Here is a 19579-nt window from a genome sequence, read left to right on the forward strand (position 1 = left end):
CGATAGCTTCTCCGAATGTCCCGCGCCCAAAAAAAGAAGGGAGCGTTTTACAGAGTGCGTCATAGACCGGCGGTTGCATAACGATCAGCATGCCGTGTCACGTTCTAAATCCGCACCTGCCTAATCTACATTGAACGGCGCAGATTCTGCGATCTGCTGCTTTGAAACTCCATCATTGACCTTGATATTTACCTGATACTTGCCAGGCTGCAGACTTGCCAGCGGCAAACTCTTTTCAATCGTAACCTGATCCGCATTCGGATTCGTCTTCAGCGTCGACTCTTCGGTCTGCAGAATCGCCTTGTTCGTCGCCATATCCATAATCGAATACTCGATCGTAGCGCCGTTCTGTTTGCTCTTTTCGTCGATACCAAGGTTATACACCTGCATCCAGAAGTTCAGATTCTGCGCCCTGTGGAAGGTTACCGGAACCGCCACCCCAGTCGGCACACGAGGACGAATGCGAGTATTTCCGATCACGAAATTCCCCGCGCCGATGTCCTTCGACGGAACCCGTTCCATCTGATCCGCCAGGATCAGCGAAGACGAAGCCAGTCGGTCGTCATCGTACCGGGGAACATTCAGACTGCGCTCCCACCTTCCGATATGGTCCGGATTATTGACGTCCTTGATCACAATCTCGATCTTGTACAGCCCCGGACGCAGCGGCAGCGACTTCCAATACACCGAAAGATCGTTCCTCTTGCGCGCCAGCAGCTCGCTCGGCACCTGCACATTCACCGTATCTTCGAAGGTCTCAATCGGCTTATGGTTCAGGTTCGAGACCCGCCCCAGAATATTCACGGTACCCATCGCTACGCCGTCTTTATTGGTGAACGTAATATCGCCGTTGCGAATCTGCAGCGTCAACGGCACGATCACCGTGTCGTTGGTCACCTTCACATAATCGGTACGCACATCGAAGAGAAACGGCGGTCCGGTCAGAATCTTCGAGGTGGCCATAAACGCCTCCAGATCCTTGAACTTGATCTCCGGAGGAGCCATCAGCTTCGCGAAACGATCCAAACGGTCAAACTGTTTGCTCTGGTTCGAGGACGACATCGGCCCCGCTCCAAGCTGCTCCAGCCCGCCGCCCGAGAAACGGTCAGCCTTGGTCGACTGCCCCATCTGCTCATACATCGTCTGCCCGGCGCCCGGAACGTTCTTCAACGCGTCCTTCTCCGAACGGTCGATCGTCATGTGGTAGTCGCCGCACATGCAGGTGTCCACAAACTCGATGTCGATGTTGTCGCCGATTCCCTCAAGGTAACGGTAGTGCCACGTCTCAAAGGGGTACGTCGACGTATTGCCTCCACCCTCTTCCATCGGCCGCTCGTAGCTTCCGCCGCTCGGATGAGAGTCGATGCTGTCTGCCTTTCCATAGGCAATATAGATATGTCCGCGATCTGTCCGCCATCCCGGCTTACCCGCGGCAAAGTGCTCGTTCGCGTAAGCGATGCGTGCGTAGTGCTCCTCGCGATACTCGTTCTCAGGAGAGTCCGGATTCGGATTCCGCCGCAGCCAGAACTGCTCGATAAACTGGTCGCGCTCCTCGTCGTTGCTCAGGCTCTTGAACGCCTGCAACTCCTGGTCCGTGATGATCCAGCGCACATCCTCATCGACCCACTTCTTGTACGACCCCTTCAACTCTTCCTTCAAAGCCTTCTTCTGCGCGAGCTTCTCCTTATCCGTCAGCGGACGCTTCAACGGATCGGGCTTCTCGACGATCGCTGGGCTCTTATTCACGCCATCGGCCTGCGGCGCAGCGCCGGTCGTCTCCTGTGCTGCCAGCACACGTGCTCCTGTGATTACACAGAAGAGTAAAACTGTGCCTGTAAGAAAACGCCTCGAGGTGGTCATAGTGGGGGTGGTACTCCTGTTACCAACAAGTATTGTAGAGCGGTTATAGCCTTGTTACAAGAGGAAGATACAGACCTGCCCTGCTATCATCGTCCATGCTCGGCGCGAAGCCTCGCAACGCCCGCCGTCCGGTCGGTTGCGCGTCTCGTTCCAGGCATGTTCGTAAGACGAATCTGCCCGGGAAAAAGTAACGGAACGTAAGGCCTTTTATCTTCGTATTATCTGACGTGATAGACCGCAATCTTCCCGTACCGCCGGCCATAAGCGGCTCGCGAAAGAGAAAGCAGCAATGAATCTAAAGAAAATTATCTTGATCGCTGTTGTCATCCTGGTCCTCGCCGGTATCGTCGCTGGTTCCATCCTGCACAATCAGGCCAGCGTCACCAAAGTCGCCACCGGAAAAGCCGTTCGTCAGGACCTGATCTCCATCGTCAACGGCACCGGCCAGATCAAGCCCAAGACCTACGTCAACATCGGCGCCACCGCCTTCGGACGCATCACCCACCTCTACGTCAAAGAGGGCGACCATGTGAAGTCCGGAACCATCCTCGCCACCGTCGAAAGCGTCCAGCCCCAAGCCACCGTCGAGGCCCAGCAGGCCACCATCGCCGCCTCGCGCACCGACATCACCAGCTACGTCGCCGCCGAAAAGACCGCCCAGGCCAACATCGCGCAGGGCGAGGCCGACCTCGAGCAGAAGAAGCTCGACTACAACCGCTCCCAGTCCCTCTATAACGAAAAACTGATCGCCAAGCAGGACTTCGACGCCAAAAAAGCCGCCTACGACATGGCCGTCGCCACCCTCGATCAGCGTCAGGCCGCACTCGCCCAGGCCAACGCCCAGACCGACTCGCAGCGCGGCCACATGAATCAGGCCGTAGCCAGCCAGCGCGCCAACTACGACGCACTCGACAAGACCATCAGCCGCGCCCCCTTCGACGCCCTCGTCACCAACGTCCCCGTTCGCGAGGGTGAAACCGTCGTCCTCGGCATTCAGAACGCCGAAGGATCCACCCTCATGACCCTCGCCGACATGTCCGTCATCACCGCCGAGGTCAAGGTCGATGAGACCGACATCGTCAACGTCTCCATGAACCAGACCGCCGACGTCACCGTCGATGCCCTGCCCGGCCGCATCTTCAAAGGCCATGTCACCGAGGTCGGCGATCAGGCCCTCCTCCGCACCACCGGCATCGCCACCAGCCAGAGCACCACAGGCACCGAAGAGGCCAAGGACTTCAAGGTCGTCGTCACCTTGGATAGAATCCCCGGCCAGAACAACGACGATCTCCGCCCCGGTCTCTCGGCCACCGCCAAGATCACCACCGCGAACAAGCCGAACGCCCTCATCATCCCCATCCAGGCGCTCATCCAGCGCGACCCCGCCACCGAAAAAGAACTCGCCGCAAACGCCGGCAAGCCCCACGTCGTCAACACCTCAGCTCCCGCAGCACCAACCAGCAAGCAGCAGCTTGTCCAGGGCGTCTACCTCCTCCAGGCAGACCACAAAAAACTGCGCGCCGTCTTCGTCCCCGTCACCACCGGCATCACCGGCGCAACCGACATCGAAGTCCTCGGCGGCCTCAAAGAAGGTGACGAGATCGTTACCGGACGCTACAGAATCTTGCGTGGCCTTAAGAGCGGAACCATCGTCAAACGAGACAACAGTGTCGAGACCACCGACACCGACAAATCTTGATGCCAGATCGTAACGCCTAGCTCTAACGCTCAGCCACCGGCCACGGGTGTTTCAAGGAGCATCCCGGAACCATTGCCTCCACCAAAACGTACTATCCTGAAACAGGCACGAACCGGAGAACCGGATGGCTATCGAAACCGCAGTCGAATCTCCCATCACCACCAGCAACGCCTCCGGTCCAAACGCCGGAGACGTCATCGTCACCGACAATCTCTGGAAGACCTATGAGATGGGCGACCAGCAGGTGCACGCTCTGCGCGGCGTCAACCTCCGCATCCGCCATAACGAGTACGTCGCCATCATGGGCCCCTCCGGCTCAGGAAAATCCACGCTGATGAACCTCATCGGCTGCCTCGACTCACCCTCCCAGGGCCGCTACTGGCTCAACGGCCACGACGTCTCCGAGCTCAACGACGACGAGCTCGCCCGCATCCGCAACAAGGAGATCGGCTTCGTCTTCCAGACCTTCAACCTCCTCGCCCGCGCCACCTCGCTCCACAACGTCGAGCTTCCCCTCATCTACAACGGCACGCCCGCCGCCGAGCGCACGGCCCGCGCCAAAGCCGTTCTCGAGTCCGTCAACCTCGGCTCCCGCATGATGCACAAGCCCAACGAGCTCTCCGGCGGTCAGCGCCAGCGCGTCGCCATCGCCCGCGCCCTCGTCAACAAACCCTCCATCATCCTCGCCGACGAACCCACCGGAAACCTCGACTCCAAGACTGGCGTCGAGATCATGGCCCTCTTCGACGACCTCCACGCCCAGGGCAACACCATCGTCGTCGTCACCCACGAGCCCGACATCGCCGAGTACGCCCACCGCATCATCACCATCCGCGACGGCGTCGTCGCTGGAGACCACGCCTCCTCCCGTTTTCAGCCGCAACCGTAACAAACCAATCACTCGCAACCTCTTTCCGCCCAAAGCCATCCGAAGCTGCCTCGCAGCCGTCTAAAATGGAATGATGGCAATAAGACTTCGCCGTATCCGCGCCACGGTATCTCTGGCTGCCGTTCTGTTCTCCTGCCTCTATCTCCACGCCGACGGCGCACGCTTCGACCTCACCGGCCCCAAAGTGGAAGTCCACGTCACCCGCGCAGGCAAGACCCTGCCCATCGCTGAGGTCCCCAACCTCCAGCCCGGCGACAAGCTCTGGCTCCATCCCGACCTCCCCACCACCCAGTCCGTCCACTACCTGCTCGTCGCCGCCTTCCTCCGCGGCACCACCAACCCGCCCCCGGACAACTGGTTCTTCCGCATCGAAACCTGGAACAAAAAAGTCCAGGAAGAAGGCGTCGAGGTCATCGTCCCCAAAGAGGCCCAGCAGGTCATCCTCTTCCTCGCCCCTGAAACCGGCGGCGACTACAGCACCCTCCGCTCCGCCGTCAAAGGCCGCCCCGGCATCTTCGTCCGCGCCTCCCAGGACCTCGCCGCCGCCGGCTTTGAGCAGTCCCGCATCGAGACCTATCTCGCCGCCATCCGCCAGGTCCCGCCCTTCGACCCCAAGGCCCTCGCCGACCACTCCGACCTCCTCGCCCGCACCCTCAGTCTCAAGCCCAACGTTGACTGCTTCAAGCAGCCCGCAGACGTCCAGGCCACCTGCCTCACCCAGGCCGGCAATCAGACCCTCCTCGACGACGGCCACGGCCAGTCCGTCGCCGACGCACTCAACAGCGGACCCAACTCCGACCTCATCGCCCAGGCCAGCTACACCCAGATGGCCGGCGCCGGTGCCTACAGCGCCTACGTCGGAGCCATCGTGGACCTCGTCCGCATCACCAGCGGCCTCCACACCGCCAAATACCAGTACATCCCCGCCATCGCCTTCCCCCAGGGCGAAGCCCTCAACCTCCGTCTCAACACCCCTCCCTCCTTTCACGATCCAAAATCCGTCATCGTGATCGGCCTTCCCGCCATCCAGGCCGCCGTTCCTCCACCCCTGCACCCAACTGACCCCACCCTCGTAAGCTGCCTCATCAAGCCCTCCGTCGTCCTTCCCCTCGACGGCGCTCCCCTCGTCTACTCCACCTCCCTCGCCCACGACCTCGTCCTCCACCTCGACGGCCCCGGCCAGGGCACGGACATTCCCCTCACCGCCGACGCCTTCGAAGGCGGCCTCGTCCTCGCCCACACCCCCGCCCGCCACGCCCTACCCGCCTCCTCCGATCCCGACAGCTCCACCCCGCCCGATCCAAAATCCGCAGCTCCGACCCCGCCGCCCGCCACCGCGCACGGCAGCACCATCACCGGAACCATCCTCGGCTACTGGGGCTTCGATCCCTTCAAAGGCCCCACCCTCGTCCTCCAGAACACCCCAGGCAAAGACTGGAAGCTCGCCGACGACGACCCCATGATCGCCGGACGCGAAAACCACCTCTCCCTCACCGCCAACGGCACCGCCTGCGTCGAAAAGATCACCCTCGACAACTCCGCCGATAAACACATCGACACCCAGTGGAAGGCCGCCGTCGGCAAACCCGACGTCATCGCCGTCACCGTCTCCCTCAAATCCTTCGACCCCGGCTCCCTCCACCTCACCATCCACCAGTACGGCACCTCCAAGCCCGACACCGTCGCCGCCGAGACCTACTCCGAACCCGCCCGCCTCGTCTCCCTCGAGCTCCACGCCGGCGACACCACCGTCGACCTCACCGGCAACAGCCTCGACCAGGTCCAAAAGCTCACCATCAACGACCTCACCTTCACCCCCGCACCACCCAGCACGCCCTCCAACCAGGACACCGCCTCCCCCACCCCCGCGCCACTCAACCCAGACACCAACCTCCGCCTCACCCTCCCGCCCAACAGTCAGGCACCCAAGTTCCGCGTAGGCGACGCCCTCACCGCCCGCTTCACCCTCAAAGACGGCCGCACCCTCTTCCTCCCCGTCACCGTCGCTCCCCCGCGCCCCTCCGTCACCCTCCTCAGCAAGAGCATCGGCCAAGCCCCCAGCTCCTCCATCCACCTCACCGACCAGAACGATCTCCCCATCAATCAGCAGCTCGCCTTCTCCCTCCGCTCCATCATGCCCTTCCCGCGCACCGGCCAGATCGAGATCGCCAGCTCCGACGACTCACTCCACACCATGCTCAACGTCGCCGCCGGCAACCTCGTCCTCCAAAACCCCCACACCCTCCTCGCCACCCTCGACCCGCTCAAAGCCTTCGGCACCTCCGCCTTCGGCCCCCTCCGCGTCCGCCCCGTCTCCCCCGACGGCACCACCGGCGACTGGCTTCCCCTCGTCACCCTCGTCCGCCTCCCCGTCTTCACCGACATCCACTGCCCACCCGACGCCACCCAACCCTGCATCGTCGAAGGCTCCAGCCTCTACCTCGTCGACTCCATCTCCACCGACGCCGCCTTCACCACCCCCATCACCGTCCCCGAAGGATTCGTCGGCACAACCCTGACCCTCCCCCGCCCCGCTAAAACCGGCTTCTTCGTCCGCCTCCGCGACGACCCCGCCGCCGCCAACACCGTCACCCTCCCCATCCAGACCCAGGCCGGCGCAGCCTCCCCCTCCACCAACACCGCCTCCGCACCCAAAAGCCCACCCAAAAGCTAACCGCTTGCTTTTGCTCTTGAGATAGCCCAAGGCTTTAGCCTTGGGTCTCTCATCATCGCAAAAAAGGGGGCTTTAGCCCCTGGGATATGCCTTCCTATCAAACCACTCAACCCCCGAGGCAGCCCAGCAAAGCCTCAATCAACCCCGGAATACTCGGCACCCCCGACTCAACAGTAGCCTCATACCCCAGCTCACGCAGCGCCTGACTCGTAATCGGCCCAATCGACGCCAGCACAATCCCCGAAGGCAGCCTCAACCCCGCAACCTCCAACAGTGCCACCAGATTCCTCGCCGTCGAAGCACTCGTAAAAGTAATCGCATCCGGATAGCTCTCCGGCACCCGAAACATCTCCCGCAGCGCAGGCACCGACTCCGGAGGAATCTGGTTTCGATAAGCCTCCGCGATCGTCACCGTCGCCCCTCCAGCAGTCAGCGCCTCAGGAAGATGATCACGAGCATCCGCCGCCCGAACCAGCAGCATTCGCGCCCCACGCGCGTGAGGCACGAGAGCCTCAGCCAGCGACTCCGCAACATACTGCGGCGGCACCAGATCAACCCCAAGCCCAACCGCCTCCACCGCCCGCGCCGTAGCCGGACCAATCACTGCAATCTTTTTAGGCGTAACGAACGGCGTAGCTAACTCAGCACCAGCCAAAAGCCCACGCCGCCGATCGAACACCTCAACAGCGTTGGCACTGGTAAAGATCACCCAATCAAAGCTCGCCATCTCCGCCAGCGCCGCATCCAGCCCGGCATAGCTCACCGGAGCGACGATCTCTATCGTAGGAATCAGAACCGGACACGCACCCAACCCCTCGAGCTGTGTCGCAAGCTCGGACGCCTGGTGTCGTGTTCGTGTAATCAGAATGCGTTTATTGCTAAGCAGGCGCACTCTCGCGATTGTAATGCGCCCAACCTGCAAACGCCCGTCGCTACAGCTGCTGCAACTCGCCAACAGGCTGTTTGTAAAGATTGACGAATAGCTGCTTCATCACCTTGTAGCAGTCGCACGCCGCGCCCTCAAGGCTCTCGCGATCCAGAATCTTGACCCGTCCACGCTTGTACTCGATCAACCCGCTGCGCTGCAATGAACCAGCCACCATCGTCACCGTGGTTCGCCGCGCGCCAAGCATCATCGCCAGAAACTCCTGCGTAAAGTAGAGATCGTCGGACTGAACGCGGTCCTGCGCCATCAGCAGCCAGCGCGCCAGCCTCTCCTCAGCCTCATGCAGACGATGGCACCCCGCAAGCTGCCCCAGGCTTAGCGCCTGCGTCTGGACGAACTCCAGAATCCGATCCCGTATCTCCTCCGACGACTGGTAGGCTCGCTGCAGTTTGGCAAACGGAATACGCTGCGCCTTCGCCTCCAACTGCACAAAACAGCTGGTCGAGACAGGCGCTGGCCCCAGGAGATGCAGGCTGCCTGTCAGCCCCTCATGCCCGATCAGCCCCACCTCGGCGGTCGCGCCGTCCGGCATCGCGGTCACAACAGACGCAATGCCCGACGTCATAAAGTACGCATACGCAGGCACCCGCTCCGCCTCATAGAGGTCCGCTCTAAGGGGTAGATCGACGGGTGTACAGGAAGAGACAAGAAGATCGCGAGCAGCCGGAGATAAAGACCGCAAAAATAAGTTATTCGATTCAGAAGGCATGACGGGTCCTTTACTTCAGTTCGCAAAGGACTGCCACTTGTAAAGACGACAGCGAATCACGTCTCTGATCAGAGGTAGGTTTTCCAGCGACTCAGGTGAGCATACGCTTGAAAACAAAAAGGTTCTGTCCGATATAAGACATAAAGCACTCACTCGGAAGGTTCCCTTGACTGACAAACCCTGACTTCATCAACGAGGAGCAAGCTAGAGTCTACGCTTCTGCGCGCAACCTAATCTTTATAGGATGCTGATTCGCTCGTAGAGGTGTACGACAATCGCTCGCAATCACCGCGAACAGCCACGATCTCACCACCAACTTACCGCGACTCACCACCCATTCGCCTCTTCTCCCGCAGCAAATAACCCTGGCAACGCTCCGCCGCTTCTGCCACCGAGACAGCCCATGCCACCCTCAAGCCTCTAGGCAGTATCGATATATAGCCTGAGCGTCAGTGAGGGCTATAGAAAGTGTCATCCTGAGCGAAAGTGACGGATGGATAGAAAGCGTCATCTTGAGCGGAAGTGATGGATGGATAGAAAGCGTCATCTTGAGCGGAAGTGATGGATGGATTGATAGCGTCATCTTGAGCGGAAGTGATGGATGGATTGATAGCGTCATCCTGAGCGGAAGTGATGGATGGATTGATAGCGTCATCCTGAGCGGAGCCTCTCGCAGTTTCATCGCGAGAGGCGCAGTCGAAGGACCTGCCATACCCTCAACATGCCAATACTCTCTCCTTACCTCGCACCGCAGCCGAACAGTTCCGCACCCCTCTGTGTCAATTTCACCTAAGGCTCTTGCTTCTGAGGTAACCCAAGGCTTTAGCCTTGTCCCAAAACCCGCCACGAAAGGGGGGCTTCATCCACTGGGGTATGCCTTCCTGTACGCAGCAATCGAATCCAGCAGGAGAACAAGTAAAGCCTGTCAACCCCCAAAACCGCAAATCCCCAATAAACACGGGCACAATCGCATTGCGTAGTAGTTCCCTCCAAAGCGATACACTTGAAATAGACACAAAAAGAGAAGACCCCGGCACCCCGGGGGCTTTCTCTCTTTGCAAGGTACTCCGCTTAACCCATTTAGATGCAAATATTTACCCGTAAACCCTTTAGATAGAAAATTTTACAGACACCGATTTTCATATACCACTGAATCGAAACGGTTTAGCAAGGGGTACCCCCCAGGGGTGGGGGTACCCCACCCGGCAGCGAAAGTGAACAGCCAGCACCTTGCATGGAAGTCGCAAATCGATCTCAAACGGTTGGTCTGCTAATCCGCTATCACGGCTTGATCCGGTTGCATGATGGAGAGCAGATCTAGCGCCCCCTTCAACTTGAGTTCGTCTGCGACGCATCGCCCCAGACTGAAGGGATCGGCGTCGGAGGAGGCTTCGGTTTCAACCTGGACCATCGATTCGCCATCCGGAGAGACGACCTGCGCAATCATCTTCCACCTGCCCTCCTCGTGGAAGCAGTGGGCGCCGATCGGAAGCGAGCAGCCGCCGCCAAGCGCGTCGAGCGTCGTCCGCTCAGCATCGACGGCAAAGCGAGTGTAGGGATGCTCGAGGAAGGCAATGGCGTTGCGGATGTAGGCGTCGCGCACCTCGTCGATTGCATGCTCCGGGCTGCGTGTCTCGAGTGCGAGCGCTCCCTGACCCGGAGCAGGACAGAGCTCGCAGGGAGAGAAGCGCTGGTGAACCGACTCCGTGCGCTTCAACCGATCAAGACCGGCGGCTGCCAGGACAAGCGCATCGCACTTACCATCGGCCAGCTTTTTGAGGCGAGTGTCGATATTGCCGCGAACTTCAACGAAGGTCACATCAGGCCGTAGCGCGAGAATCTGCGCACGCCGGCGAGGGCTGGTCGTGCCGATGCGGCCTCCAGCAGGCAGCGTGTGCAGCGCCCAGTAAGGCTCACACACCCAGACATCGCGGGCGTCCGCACGTTTTGGAATAGCCGCAAGGATGAACTGCGGCGCGAGCTTCGTAGGAAGATCTTTGAGGCTGTGAACGGCGAGGTCGATGCGGCCCTCTTCAAGCGCCTCTTCAATCTCTTTGATGAAGATGCCTTTGCCGTCGAGATTCGGAGGAGGAACGAAGCCCGGCTGCTGCATACGGTCTCCCGTCGTGCGAATCACTTCGAGTTCGACGTGATAACCGGCATCGCGGAGGGCGTAAAGAATGTGATTGGCCTGCCAGAGGGCGAGTTGTGAGCCTCGGCTGCCGATGCGGATTGGGTTTCGGGGATTATTGTGCTCGCTGCTCATAGTCTTAACTAGGATACGGGATCGGCGTCAGCAAATCTCGGAGGTGACCGGTCGAAGGTCCTGTTAGACAGAGAGAGCTTCTTTGACGAGAGTAAGCGCGCGGCTTCCGGCTGCGGCAAAGGCCTTGACGGTGTCCGGATCGGCTTCGACCTTCGCAGACCAGTTGATGGTGAGGCAGAAGTAGACCCATCGGCCATCGAAGAGCATAGCCCCTGGTGCGCATATCGCATGAAAGCCGGCGACGTCGATGCTTCCGCCTTTGACGAACGCGCTAACGCCGAGGGGAAGCGGCAGCAGCCAGATGGCGTCGCCCATCGAGAGAATTCGCCTGAACTCGTTGAGGGTTTCTTTGTTCTTGAAGAAATCGCCTTGGAGGGCGCGGGAGTAGTAGGAGACAAAATCATCTGCCGAAGACGCCAGGGTTTCAACCGTGTTCATGGGAGAGTTGACGATTGGCAAATTGGCGGCGGCTCCTATCTCTTCCCATGTAAAGGTTTTGTACGATTTTGCACCGAGGAGATAGCCAAAAAATACTCGCGTGCTTTCGGGGATCTGGGTGTTGCTAAGACCTGTGGAGGCAATGAATGCGCGAACCTTCTCGGGACCAACCTGTTTGATCGACATGTCGGTGCCGGTGTTATCGCTGTGGAGGATCATGGCCTCGAGAGCAGTGCGCTGGGAGACCTTGCCGATGAGATTAGGCGGGTTGAAGGTTGCGCTATCTAAGGACCAGACGCTGGCATCGAGGGATAGTTGCTTCTCCCGAAGAGTTTGAACGACATTAGGAGAGTCGGCCTGGCGCAACGCCTCGCAGAGGATGAACGTCTTGATCGCACTGCCTACGAACATCCTCTTCGCGGAGTTGGACTCGACGAGAAACTCGGGCTTGCCGTTGGCTGCGGGCGCGTGGATCTTGATCGACACCTCTCCCGGTAAGGATTTGAAGAGCGAGAGAATCGCTTCGGGAGATGTTGCTTGTATTGCCGCGGTCGTTTGCGGGGCTTCTGCATGGAGGCTTACTGGTAGAGTTCCGATGGCTGCTGCGGCTGCTGTCATGAATCCGCGCCTTGAATGAAGCATCTCTTTCTCCTCAAACTGACCCGGAATTCGCTACGCCTTTATGTGTGGATGGAGTGTAACACTTGAGGAGCGATGGCAGAGGTTCCCGATGCGGGAGGCTTATTCGGTGTCTTTGGGGCGGGTGGATTCGCGAAGGGCGGTGAGTTGGGGGTGCAGAAGTTTGGCGGTGAGGGAGCGGGTAAGAGCTTCGACGGCTTCGCGCTGCTCAGGGGTGAGAGCGGCGAGGCGTTTGGCGGAACGTGCCAGCTCGGCCTCACGAATGGCTTCGGCTTGTTGCTGCAGAGCTTTGATGGCGGGGACAGCATCGCGGGACTGCAGGCGTTGCTCGTACTTGTCCACTTCCCTGCTGACGATGGTCTCGGCGGCTTCGGCTTCGCGGCTGCGGTCGGCAAGGTTCGCAGAGGCTACCTGCTGGAGATCGTCGATGTCGTAGACGAAGCAACCATCCACCTCGTTCATCCGGGGATCGACGTCGCGTGGAACAGCGATATCGATGAAGAACATGGGCCGGTTACGCCGGCGTTGCAGAAAGTTCTGTCCATGGGAACGGTTAAAGATCTTCTGCGGCGCTCCGGTACTGGTGATGACGATGTCCGCGCGGGCTGCCTGATCGTAGAGGTCATCAAACGGGATGACAGCAGTAAGGACGGAGGCACTGGCGAACTCGGCCGCGATCTTCTCCGCGCGGGACTGGGTGCGGTTAGCAACCAGGATGGAAGATGCGCCTTGCTGGATGAGATGACGTGCTGCCAACTCAGACATCTTGCCTGCACCTACGAGGAGCACAGTCTTTCCCTGCAGGGAGCCGAAGATCTTTCTGGCAAGGTCTACCGCGACAGAAGCAATGGACACGCTGCTCGAACCGATCTGTGTCTCGGTACGAACCTTCTTGGCCACCGTGAAGGTCCGCTGAAGCAGTGATTCCAACGTGGACTGCACCGCGCCTACTTCGCGTGCGATGGTGTAGGACTCTTTGACCTGGCCGAGGATCTGCGGTTCGCCAACGACCATGCTGTCGAGGGAGCTGGCGACACGGAAGAGGTGGCGAACGGCCTCGCGCTCGCGGAACTCGTAGAGGTGCGGCTGAATATCGTGCTGCGGGACAGCGAAGTACTCATGGAGGAAGCGGAGGAGATCGGTCTTACTTTGAGGTGAGGTGACCTCCGGGTCATCCTGCAAAGTGAGAAGCTCGACGCGATTGCAGGTGGAGAGGATCAGCCCTTCTCGAATACCGGGATGATGAACGAGGGTGCGAGTAGCGTCAGCAAGGCGTTCTACGGGTATGGCGAGCCGTTCCCGCACCTCGATGGGTGCAGTGTTGTGGTTCACTCCGATGAGGACAAGACTCCCGGACGTATTTTGCATGGGCGCGCTCATGGAGCAGTGAACCTGTGAACGGCGGAGAGCTGATTCGCTGCCCAGACAGCAAGCACGACCAGAAAGACGAAGCTGGAGAGATAGACCGCGCGACGCCCGCGAAAGCCGGAGTGGCGGCGAATGTAGATCATCGCGATGTAAGCCAGCCACATGGCGAAGGCAAGGAGGATCTTGGGATCGCGAAAGTAAGTGGCTCCTACAGTAGCCTGAGCGATCAGTGAGCCGATGAGCAGACCAGCGGTCATGCAGGGGAGACCGAAGAGGAGAGACTTAAGTGCGATCTGGTCGGTGGTCTCCAGCGGCGGAAGCCAGAGCAAAGTGGGCGACTTCTGCTTGAGACGACGCTCCTGCACGAGATAGAGAAGAGACGCCATCAGGGAGACGAAGAGCGCAGCGTAGGCGGCGAGGAGAAGCGCTATGTGCAGAAGAATCCAGCGGCTGTGGAGCAGCGGTAAGATCGTGGACTCCTGACCGGGATGGAAAGCAGGAATAAGGCCAAGGAGAAAACAGATCGGCAGGATGAAGATGCCGAGCGAGACTGTCCTGTAGCGCCAGTAGACCAGCAGGAAGGCCAGCCCCAGAAGGAGGCTGAGGAGGGTCTGTGCCTCGTGGGTATCGACCGGCAGAGCGTGATGCGCAGCGTTGAGCATCTCAGCCAGCGAGACGAAGTGGAATAGAACTGCGGTGATGGTGGCGGGAATGGCGACGTGACGCCAGCGGGGACGGTCGTAGAGAGCGGCGGGCAAAACCGCGAGCGCGGCGATGCCGTAGAGAAAGACCGCGACTCTGAGCCAGAGGAGAGACATACGATAGATTCGCCCGCCCGAGGCTACGCGAAGCTTCAGTATATCGGTTTTGGGCAGGCACCGTGCCGTAGCGCCTGCAGGTTGCGAGCGGCTCGTCACCGAATTGCCCTGCAAACGACGTGCTGGGGATGACTGATGAGGCAGCCATCGCCCAGCAATGTCGCGGAGACTTACTGCATCTTGGGCAGCTCCATCAGCAGGCCTCCGTTGCCGGTCTGAACAGTCGGAAGCTGACCGTTCCAGCGCTCGATGAGAGCCTTCTGGTTCTCGATCTTCCGCAGCTCGAGAAGTTGAGGCGTAAGCGAGGTCTGCCTGATTCGGTTAGCCTCAGCCTCACCGTTGGCTCGTGTGACCGCGGCCTTGGCTTCACCATCTGCCTCTGCAACCGTCTTGGCGGCTTCAGCTTGGGTCTTTGCCAGCTCATTCCGGGCGCGCTCTGCATCCTGAATCGCCTGAGCCTTAGAGGTGATAGCGTTAGCGATCACCTCGGGAACCCGCGGCGCTCCAATGAAACCGAACTGCTGGATGCCTACCCCAACCGGCTCCATCTTCTGCTGAATCAATGCCTCAACTTTATTGAGGAACTCTGCCTTCTGTTCACCGTAGATCTGTTCCACGCTGTAGGTCGAGGCAACTTCGTTTAGTGAGTTGCGAACGACGTCGCGAAGGATTCCGTGGGTGAAGAGATCGAGATCGCTTAGCCGATACTTGACGTAGAAGTCAGGGACACGGTGCGGGTCGATAGCGTAGCTCAGGGAGACATCGGAGTAGATCTCCATGCCTTCCTTGGTGTTGAAGCTCATCTCCTCGTTCGAGGCGTGTCCCTCGTTCAGATCACGGGTCCACTTTACAGTCTGGACGAAGGTGGGAAACTCGATGATCTGACTGCGAAGCGGACTATAGAAGACCCAGCCTGTGCGGATGGGAATCTCAGATGGACCTCGCTGCGAACCGCTCAGAACAACCTCTACTCCAACGTACCCCGCACCGATGCGCGTGATGGCTGCGACGTAGTTGAAAAAGATAAAGCAGAGAACAAGAAAGCCGATGGCCGCGGCGGCCAGTTTCACTACTCCAGTCAGAGCGGGCATCTCTGAATTGTTTCGACCATTACCGGAATGGATTACTTCACCAAAGAGAGTCATGACAGCCTCCAAATCTTACGAAACACAAAGAATCCGCCAACTGCGATCGACAGCAGCAGACACAAGCCCTCCAGAACAGCTCGATCACTCGGAAGATTGAGTAGGTGGAACGCGGTCACCATGCACTCGTAGAGAGCCAGCGCGACCAGCAGAGAGAACAACACTTTCCAAAACAGCATTGCATTTCCTGGCCAAATCCTACGTGGCCCAACAACCATTCACTATTTGCTTAGGCTATGCCGTTCGTCATAAAGATTCTGTAAAGTTCATGTAAATGAGGTAATGCTTCTACTTGCCAAAAGCTGCATTGACTGTGCGGAGGCATCGAGCTAGGCGGGGACGTGTACGTCCCCAATCAGTGATTGGGCGATTAATCTACTGGTGTTACGAGGAGTTTTTAACAGACTGAGACAGGTGGCAGGCGAACGCAGGTGCTGGTACGGTATTCTGCGGTTCTGTGATGACTAACGAAGCGATTGGAAGTTTGGCGAGTGAAGCGGCTGGATTGACACCGGTTATGCGGCAATATTTTGCGGCGAAGGAGCAGTTTCCCGACTGCTTGATGTTCTGCAGGATTGGGGACTTTTATGAGCTGTTTTATGAAGATGCCATCCTGGTCTCTCGTCTCCTGCAACTTACGCTGACAGCGAGGGATAGAGAGAAGAAACAACCGATGTGCGGGGTCCCCTACCACGCTGCTGAGGCCTATCTGCAACGGCTGCTGCGGATGGGTTACAAGATCGCCCTGTGCGAGCAAATGGAGGATCCGAAGCAGACCAAAACAATCGTTCGGCGGGAAGTGACCCGGGTGCTGACGCCTGGAACGTCGCTTGACCCGGCGCTGGGAGCAGAGCAAAGCAACTACCTTGCCAGCGTGGCGATGATAGGTGGCGAGACATCTCATGGTAGTCACGTTTGGGGCCTGGCGCTGCTGGATCTTTCTACGGGGGAGTTTCGAGTCACGGAGTTTTCAGGAGCGGTTGGATGGGCTCAGCTGGGAGATGAGTTGGGGAGGGTCCGGCCGGTGGAGTTGCTGTACGGGCAAGGTCTTCTAGGGGGAGTGAACCTGGCGGGGGAACCTGCGTCGGACACTTCGGCCGGGCTGGATGGAATTCGCACGAAGACTGCGCTGGAGGATTGGGTATTTACGTCGGAATATGCGCTCCCGCTGGTGAGAAGCCACTTCAAGGTGCACTCGTTGGATGGCATGGGATTGGGTGGCCATGAAGCTGCAGCGGTGGCCGCGGGTGCACTGCTGCATTACATGCGGCAGACCAAGCAGGGTGGTCTGGAGCATGTGGATGGGCTGCGCTTCTATGAGCGATCGACGTGCTTGGAGCTAGATGCGGTGAGTGTGCGAAATCTGGAGCTGGTGGATCCGCTGTTCTCCGGAGAGTCGGCACAGACAACGTTGTTTTACACGATGGATGCCTGCTGCACGCCGATGGGCAAACGACTGCTGCGTGCTTCGCTGCTGCGTCCATTCAACGGTGTGGCGGAGATTGAGGCTCGGCTGGAGGCTGTGGGCGAGGCTGCTGGGGATCTGCGTCGTCGTGAGGGACTGCGGCGATCGATGGATGGTGTGCTCGACCTGGAGCGGCTGCTGGGGCGCGTGGCTACGGATTCGGCTGGACCGCGAGAGGTGATGGCTCTGGCGAAGACACTGGGGTGCCTGCCGGGGCTGGTGGCGGCAGTGAAGGTCTTTGATGCTGTGCTGTGGCGTCAGCTCGGAGAGAGCACCGATCCGCTGGAAGATCTGTACGAGATGATTGTGCGGACGATTGCAGAGGAGCCGCCGGTGTCGCTGGGGGACGGCGGGGCTATTCGTGAGGGCGTGGATGCGGAGTTGGACGAGCTGCGTGAGTTGAGCCGCAGTGGGCGGCAGGCGCTGGCTTCGATTGAGGAGCGGGAGAGAGTCAAGACTGGGATCGGGTCGCTGAAGGTGCGATTCAATAATGTATTCGGGTACTACCTTGAGGTGACGAAGGCAAATGCCAAGGCGGTTCCAGCTGACTATGAGCGTAAGCAGACGCTGGTGAACGCAGAGCGATTTACGACGCCCGAATTGAAGGAATACGAGACGAAGATTTTGACCGCGCAGGAGCGAAGCGGAGAGATCGAGCGGAGAATCTTCGAAGAGTTGAGGCGGCAGTTGCTGGAGGCCGCAGGCAGGATGCGAGAGACCGCACGGAAGGTGGCAGAGATAGATCTTCTGGGGTGCTTTGCGCATCTTTCGGCTCTGCGCGGCTGGACGAGACCACGGGTGGAGTCGAGTGGCGTGCTGGAGTTTGTGCAGGCACGGCATCCGGTGGTGGAGAGGCGCATGGAGGAGTCCGGCGGGGGAAGGTTTGTGCCGAACTCGGCGCATCTGGATGCGGACGCAGGCCCCGCTGTGCTGCTGATTACCGGGCCGAACATGGGTGGTAAGAGTACTTATCTGCGGATGGCCGCGCTGCTTGTGGTGATGGCGCAGATGGGCTGCTTCGTACCCGCGGAGAGCATGCGGCTGGGGCTGGTGGACCGAATCTATACGAGGATCGGGGCCAGCGACAATGTGGCGCGCGGACGCTCGACGTTCATGGTGGAGATGACGGAGACGGCTGCGATCTTGAATACGGCCACGAATCGGTCATTGGTGCTGCTGGATGAGATGGGCAGGGGCACGGCTACCTACGATGGATTGAGTCTGGCGTGGGCGACGGTGGAACATCTGCATGATCGAATTGGTGCGCGGACACTGTTTGCTACGCACTATCACGAGCTGACTCTGCTGGCAGAGAGGCTGGCGCGATTAACGAATCTACGGGTGACGGTGAAGGAGACTTCGGGGGGGATCGTGTTTCTACATACAGTCGAGGCTGGGCCGGCTAGTAAGAGCTATGGGATTGAAGTCGCAAGGCTGGCGGGGCTGCCCGCGGGGGTGATTGCGCGGGCGCGTGAGGTGCTGAAGGTGCATGAGCGGGCTGAGACGCAGCAGGTACGGGAGGCATCGTCTGCAGGTGCGGCGCAGATGCAGATGACGATGTTTACGCCGCTATCGCAGCGGATCGTAGACAGGCTGGCTGAGGCGGATGTGGATGGATTGACTCCGAGAGAGGCTCTGAATCTGCTAGCTGAATTGCAGAGGGAGCTGAAGGCATAGATTCCAAGGCCGAAGCTGGTCAGTTCATCGTAGTGCAATTTATCTCAGTGAGAATATGGAGCTTATGGTGAAGAGCTTAGTGGTGGCGGGGATAATGAGCGGTACCTCGGCCGATGGCGTGGACGTGGCGGTGTGCAGGATAGTGCCTTCACACGTCGCCGGGGAGATGCCGGAGGTGAAGCTGCTTGGGCATGTGGGAGTGCCTTATACCAAGGTGGTAAGAGCGGCTGTGCTGGGCGCGATGGATGCGCAGGCGATCTCGGTAGCGGAGCTGGCGCGGCTGAACTGGCGGTTGGGCGAGGTGTATGCGGATGCGGTGGAGAAAGCGCAGGAGTGTATTGCCGCAAAGGTGGAGTTGGTAGGGTGTCATGGGCAGACGGTGTATCACCAGGGCGCCGATGAAGATTATCTAGGCAGGAACACGCGGGCTACGTGGCAGATCGGAGAGGCTTCGGTGATTGTGGAGCGGCTGCATGTGCCTGTGGTGAGTGACTTTAGGCCAGCGGATCTGGCGGCGGGCGGTCAGGCGGCTCCGCTGGTGCCGATGCTGGACTACTGCATGTTTCGATCGGCGAAGGTGAGCCGTATATTGCAGAATCTGGGGGGGATAGGGAATCTTACGGCGATTCCTGCGGGTGCTGGGGTGGATCGGGTGATGGCGTTCGATACGGGGCCAGGGAATATGGTGATCGACGCTTGTATGCGGCGGTTGTATGAGCGGGAGTTTGATGTGAGTGGGGATGTGGCGCGGACGGGACGGGTGTTGCAGGGGGTGGTGGAGGAGATTTTGCGCGAGGAATTTTTCTCGGCTTTGCCGCCTAAGTCGTTCGGAAGAGAGCAGTTCGGGGAGGCTTTTGTCTCGAGGTTTATTGCGATGTGCCGGCGTACGGGGGGACGCGAGGATCGGGATGAAGATGTGATCGCTACGGCGACGGCGTTGACGGCGGCTTCGGTGGTCGATGCGTATAAGAGGTTTGTGGCGGGGG

General features: G+C 59.5%; 14 protein-coding genes. 5 read left to right on the forward strand and 9 right to left on the reverse strand.

Going from position 1 to position 19579, the window contains the following annotated elements; all coding sequences use genetic code 11:
• Positions 1-120: 120 nt before the first annotated feature.
• The gene (locus tag GSQ82_RS07360) at positions 121-1860 is read right to left on the reverse strand and encodes a GWxTD domain-containing protein (RefSeq protein ID WP_158791655.1); all 1740 of its coding nucleotides are present in this window, start codon (positions 1858-1860) and stop codon (positions 121-123) included.
• A 289-nt stretch (positions 1861-2149) separates the two neighbouring features.
• Between GSQ82_RS07360 and GSQ82_RS07365 the strand changes: the two genes are divergently transcribed.
• The 3 genes from GSQ82_RS07365 (at position 2150) to GSQ82_RS25440 (ending at position 7122) form a co-directional block, all read left to right on the forward strand.
• A complete protein-coding gene (locus GSQ82_RS07365) occupies positions 2150-3559 on the forward strand; it encodes an efflux RND transporter periplasmic adaptor subunit (RefSeq protein ID WP_158791656.1) in 1410 nt (469 codons plus the stop codon).
• Between the two features lie 124 nt (positions 3560-3683).
• Complete coding sequence (locus GSQ82_RS07370) at positions 3684-4448, forward strand: ABC transporter ATP-binding protein (RefSeq protein WP_158791657.1); 765 nt, start codon at positions 3684-3686, stop codon at positions 4446-4448.
• Positions 4449-4518: 70 nt separating this feature from the next.
• Positions 4519-7122: a hypothetical protein gene (locus GSQ82_RS25440; protein WP_305794663.1), complete on the forward strand. Its 2604-nt coding sequence runs from the start codon at positions 4519-4521 to the stop codon at positions 7120-7122.
• Positions 7123-7228: 106 nt separating this feature from the next.
• On the opposite strand, the gene GSQ82_RS07380 is transcribed toward GSQ82_RS25440, so the two are convergent.
• The 8 genes from GSQ82_RS07380 to GSQ82_RS07415 form a co-directional block, all read right to left on the reverse strand.
• Positions 7229-8014 (reverse strand): uroporphyrinogen-III synthase, encoded by a 786-nt coding sequence (locus GSQ82_RS07380; protein ID WP_254061487.1) that lies wholly within the window; start codon positions 8012-8014, stop codon positions 7229-7231.
• 40 nt (positions 8015-8054) lie between these two features.
• Positions 8055-8777, reverse strand: a complete 723-nt coding sequence (locus GSQ82_RS07385; RefSeq protein ID WP_158791659.1) for a Crp/Fnr family transcriptional regulator — start codon at positions 8775-8777, stop codon at positions 8055-8057.
• Positions 8778-10047: 1270 nt separating this feature from the next.
• Positions 10048-11043 (reverse strand): hydroxymethylbilane synthase, encoded by a 996-nt coding sequence (gene hemC / locus GSQ82_RS07390; protein WP_158791660.1) that lies wholly within the window; start codon positions 11041-11043, stop codon positions 10048-10050.
• 63 nt (positions 11044-11106) lie between these two features.
• Positions 11107-12123: a serine hydrolase gene (locus GSQ82_RS07395; protein ID WP_158791661.1), complete on the reverse strand. Its 1017-nt coding sequence runs from the start codon at positions 12121-12123 to the stop codon at positions 11107-11109.
• A 99-nt stretch (positions 12124-12222) separates the two neighbouring features.
• Positions 12223-13488: a glutamyl-tRNA reductase gene (gene hemA, locus GSQ82_RS07400; protein WP_158791662.1), complete on the reverse strand. Its 1266-nt coding sequence runs from the start codon at positions 13486-13488 to the stop codon at positions 12223-12225.
• Between the two features lie 8 nt (positions 13489-13496).
• Positions 13497-14306: a cytochrome c biogenesis protein CcsA gene (gene ccsA, locus GSQ82_RS07405; RefSeq protein WP_158792175.1), complete on the reverse strand. Its 810-nt coding sequence runs from the start codon at positions 14304-14306 to the stop codon at positions 13497-13499.
• 170 nt (positions 14307-14476) lie between these two features.
• Positions 14477-15376: an SPFH domain-containing protein gene (locus GSQ82_RS07410; RefSeq protein ID WP_254061488.1), complete on the reverse strand. Its 900-nt coding sequence runs from the start codon at positions 15374-15376 to the stop codon at positions 14477-14479.
• 71 nt (positions 15377-15447) lie between these two features.
• Complete coding sequence (locus GSQ82_RS07415) at positions 15448-15630, reverse strand: hypothetical protein (RefSeq protein ID WP_158791664.1); 183 nt, start codon at positions 15628-15630, stop codon at positions 15448-15450.
• A 281-nt stretch (positions 15631-15911) separates the two neighbouring features.
• On the opposite strand from GSQ82_RS07415, the gene mutS reads away from it, so the two are divergent.
• Both mutS and GSQ82_RS07425 read left to right on the forward strand, forming a co-directional pair.
• Positions 15912-18593: a DNA mismatch repair protein MutS gene (mutS, locus tag GSQ82_RS07420; protein WP_158791665.1), complete on the forward strand. Its 2682-nt coding sequence runs from the start codon at positions 15912-15914 to the stop codon at positions 18591-18593.
• A 64-nt stretch (positions 18594-18657) separates the two neighbouring features.
• Positions 18658-19579, forward strand: a 922-nt coding sequence (locus GSQ82_RS07425; RefSeq protein ID WP_254061489.1) for an anhydro-N-acetylmuramic acid kinase, incomplete at its 3' end; no start/stop codon positions are given.

The organism is Granulicella sp. L60, assembly GCF_009765825.1.
Taxonomy (GTDB): Bacteria; Acidobacteriota; Terriglobia; order Terriglobales; family Acidobacteriaceae; genus Edaphobacter.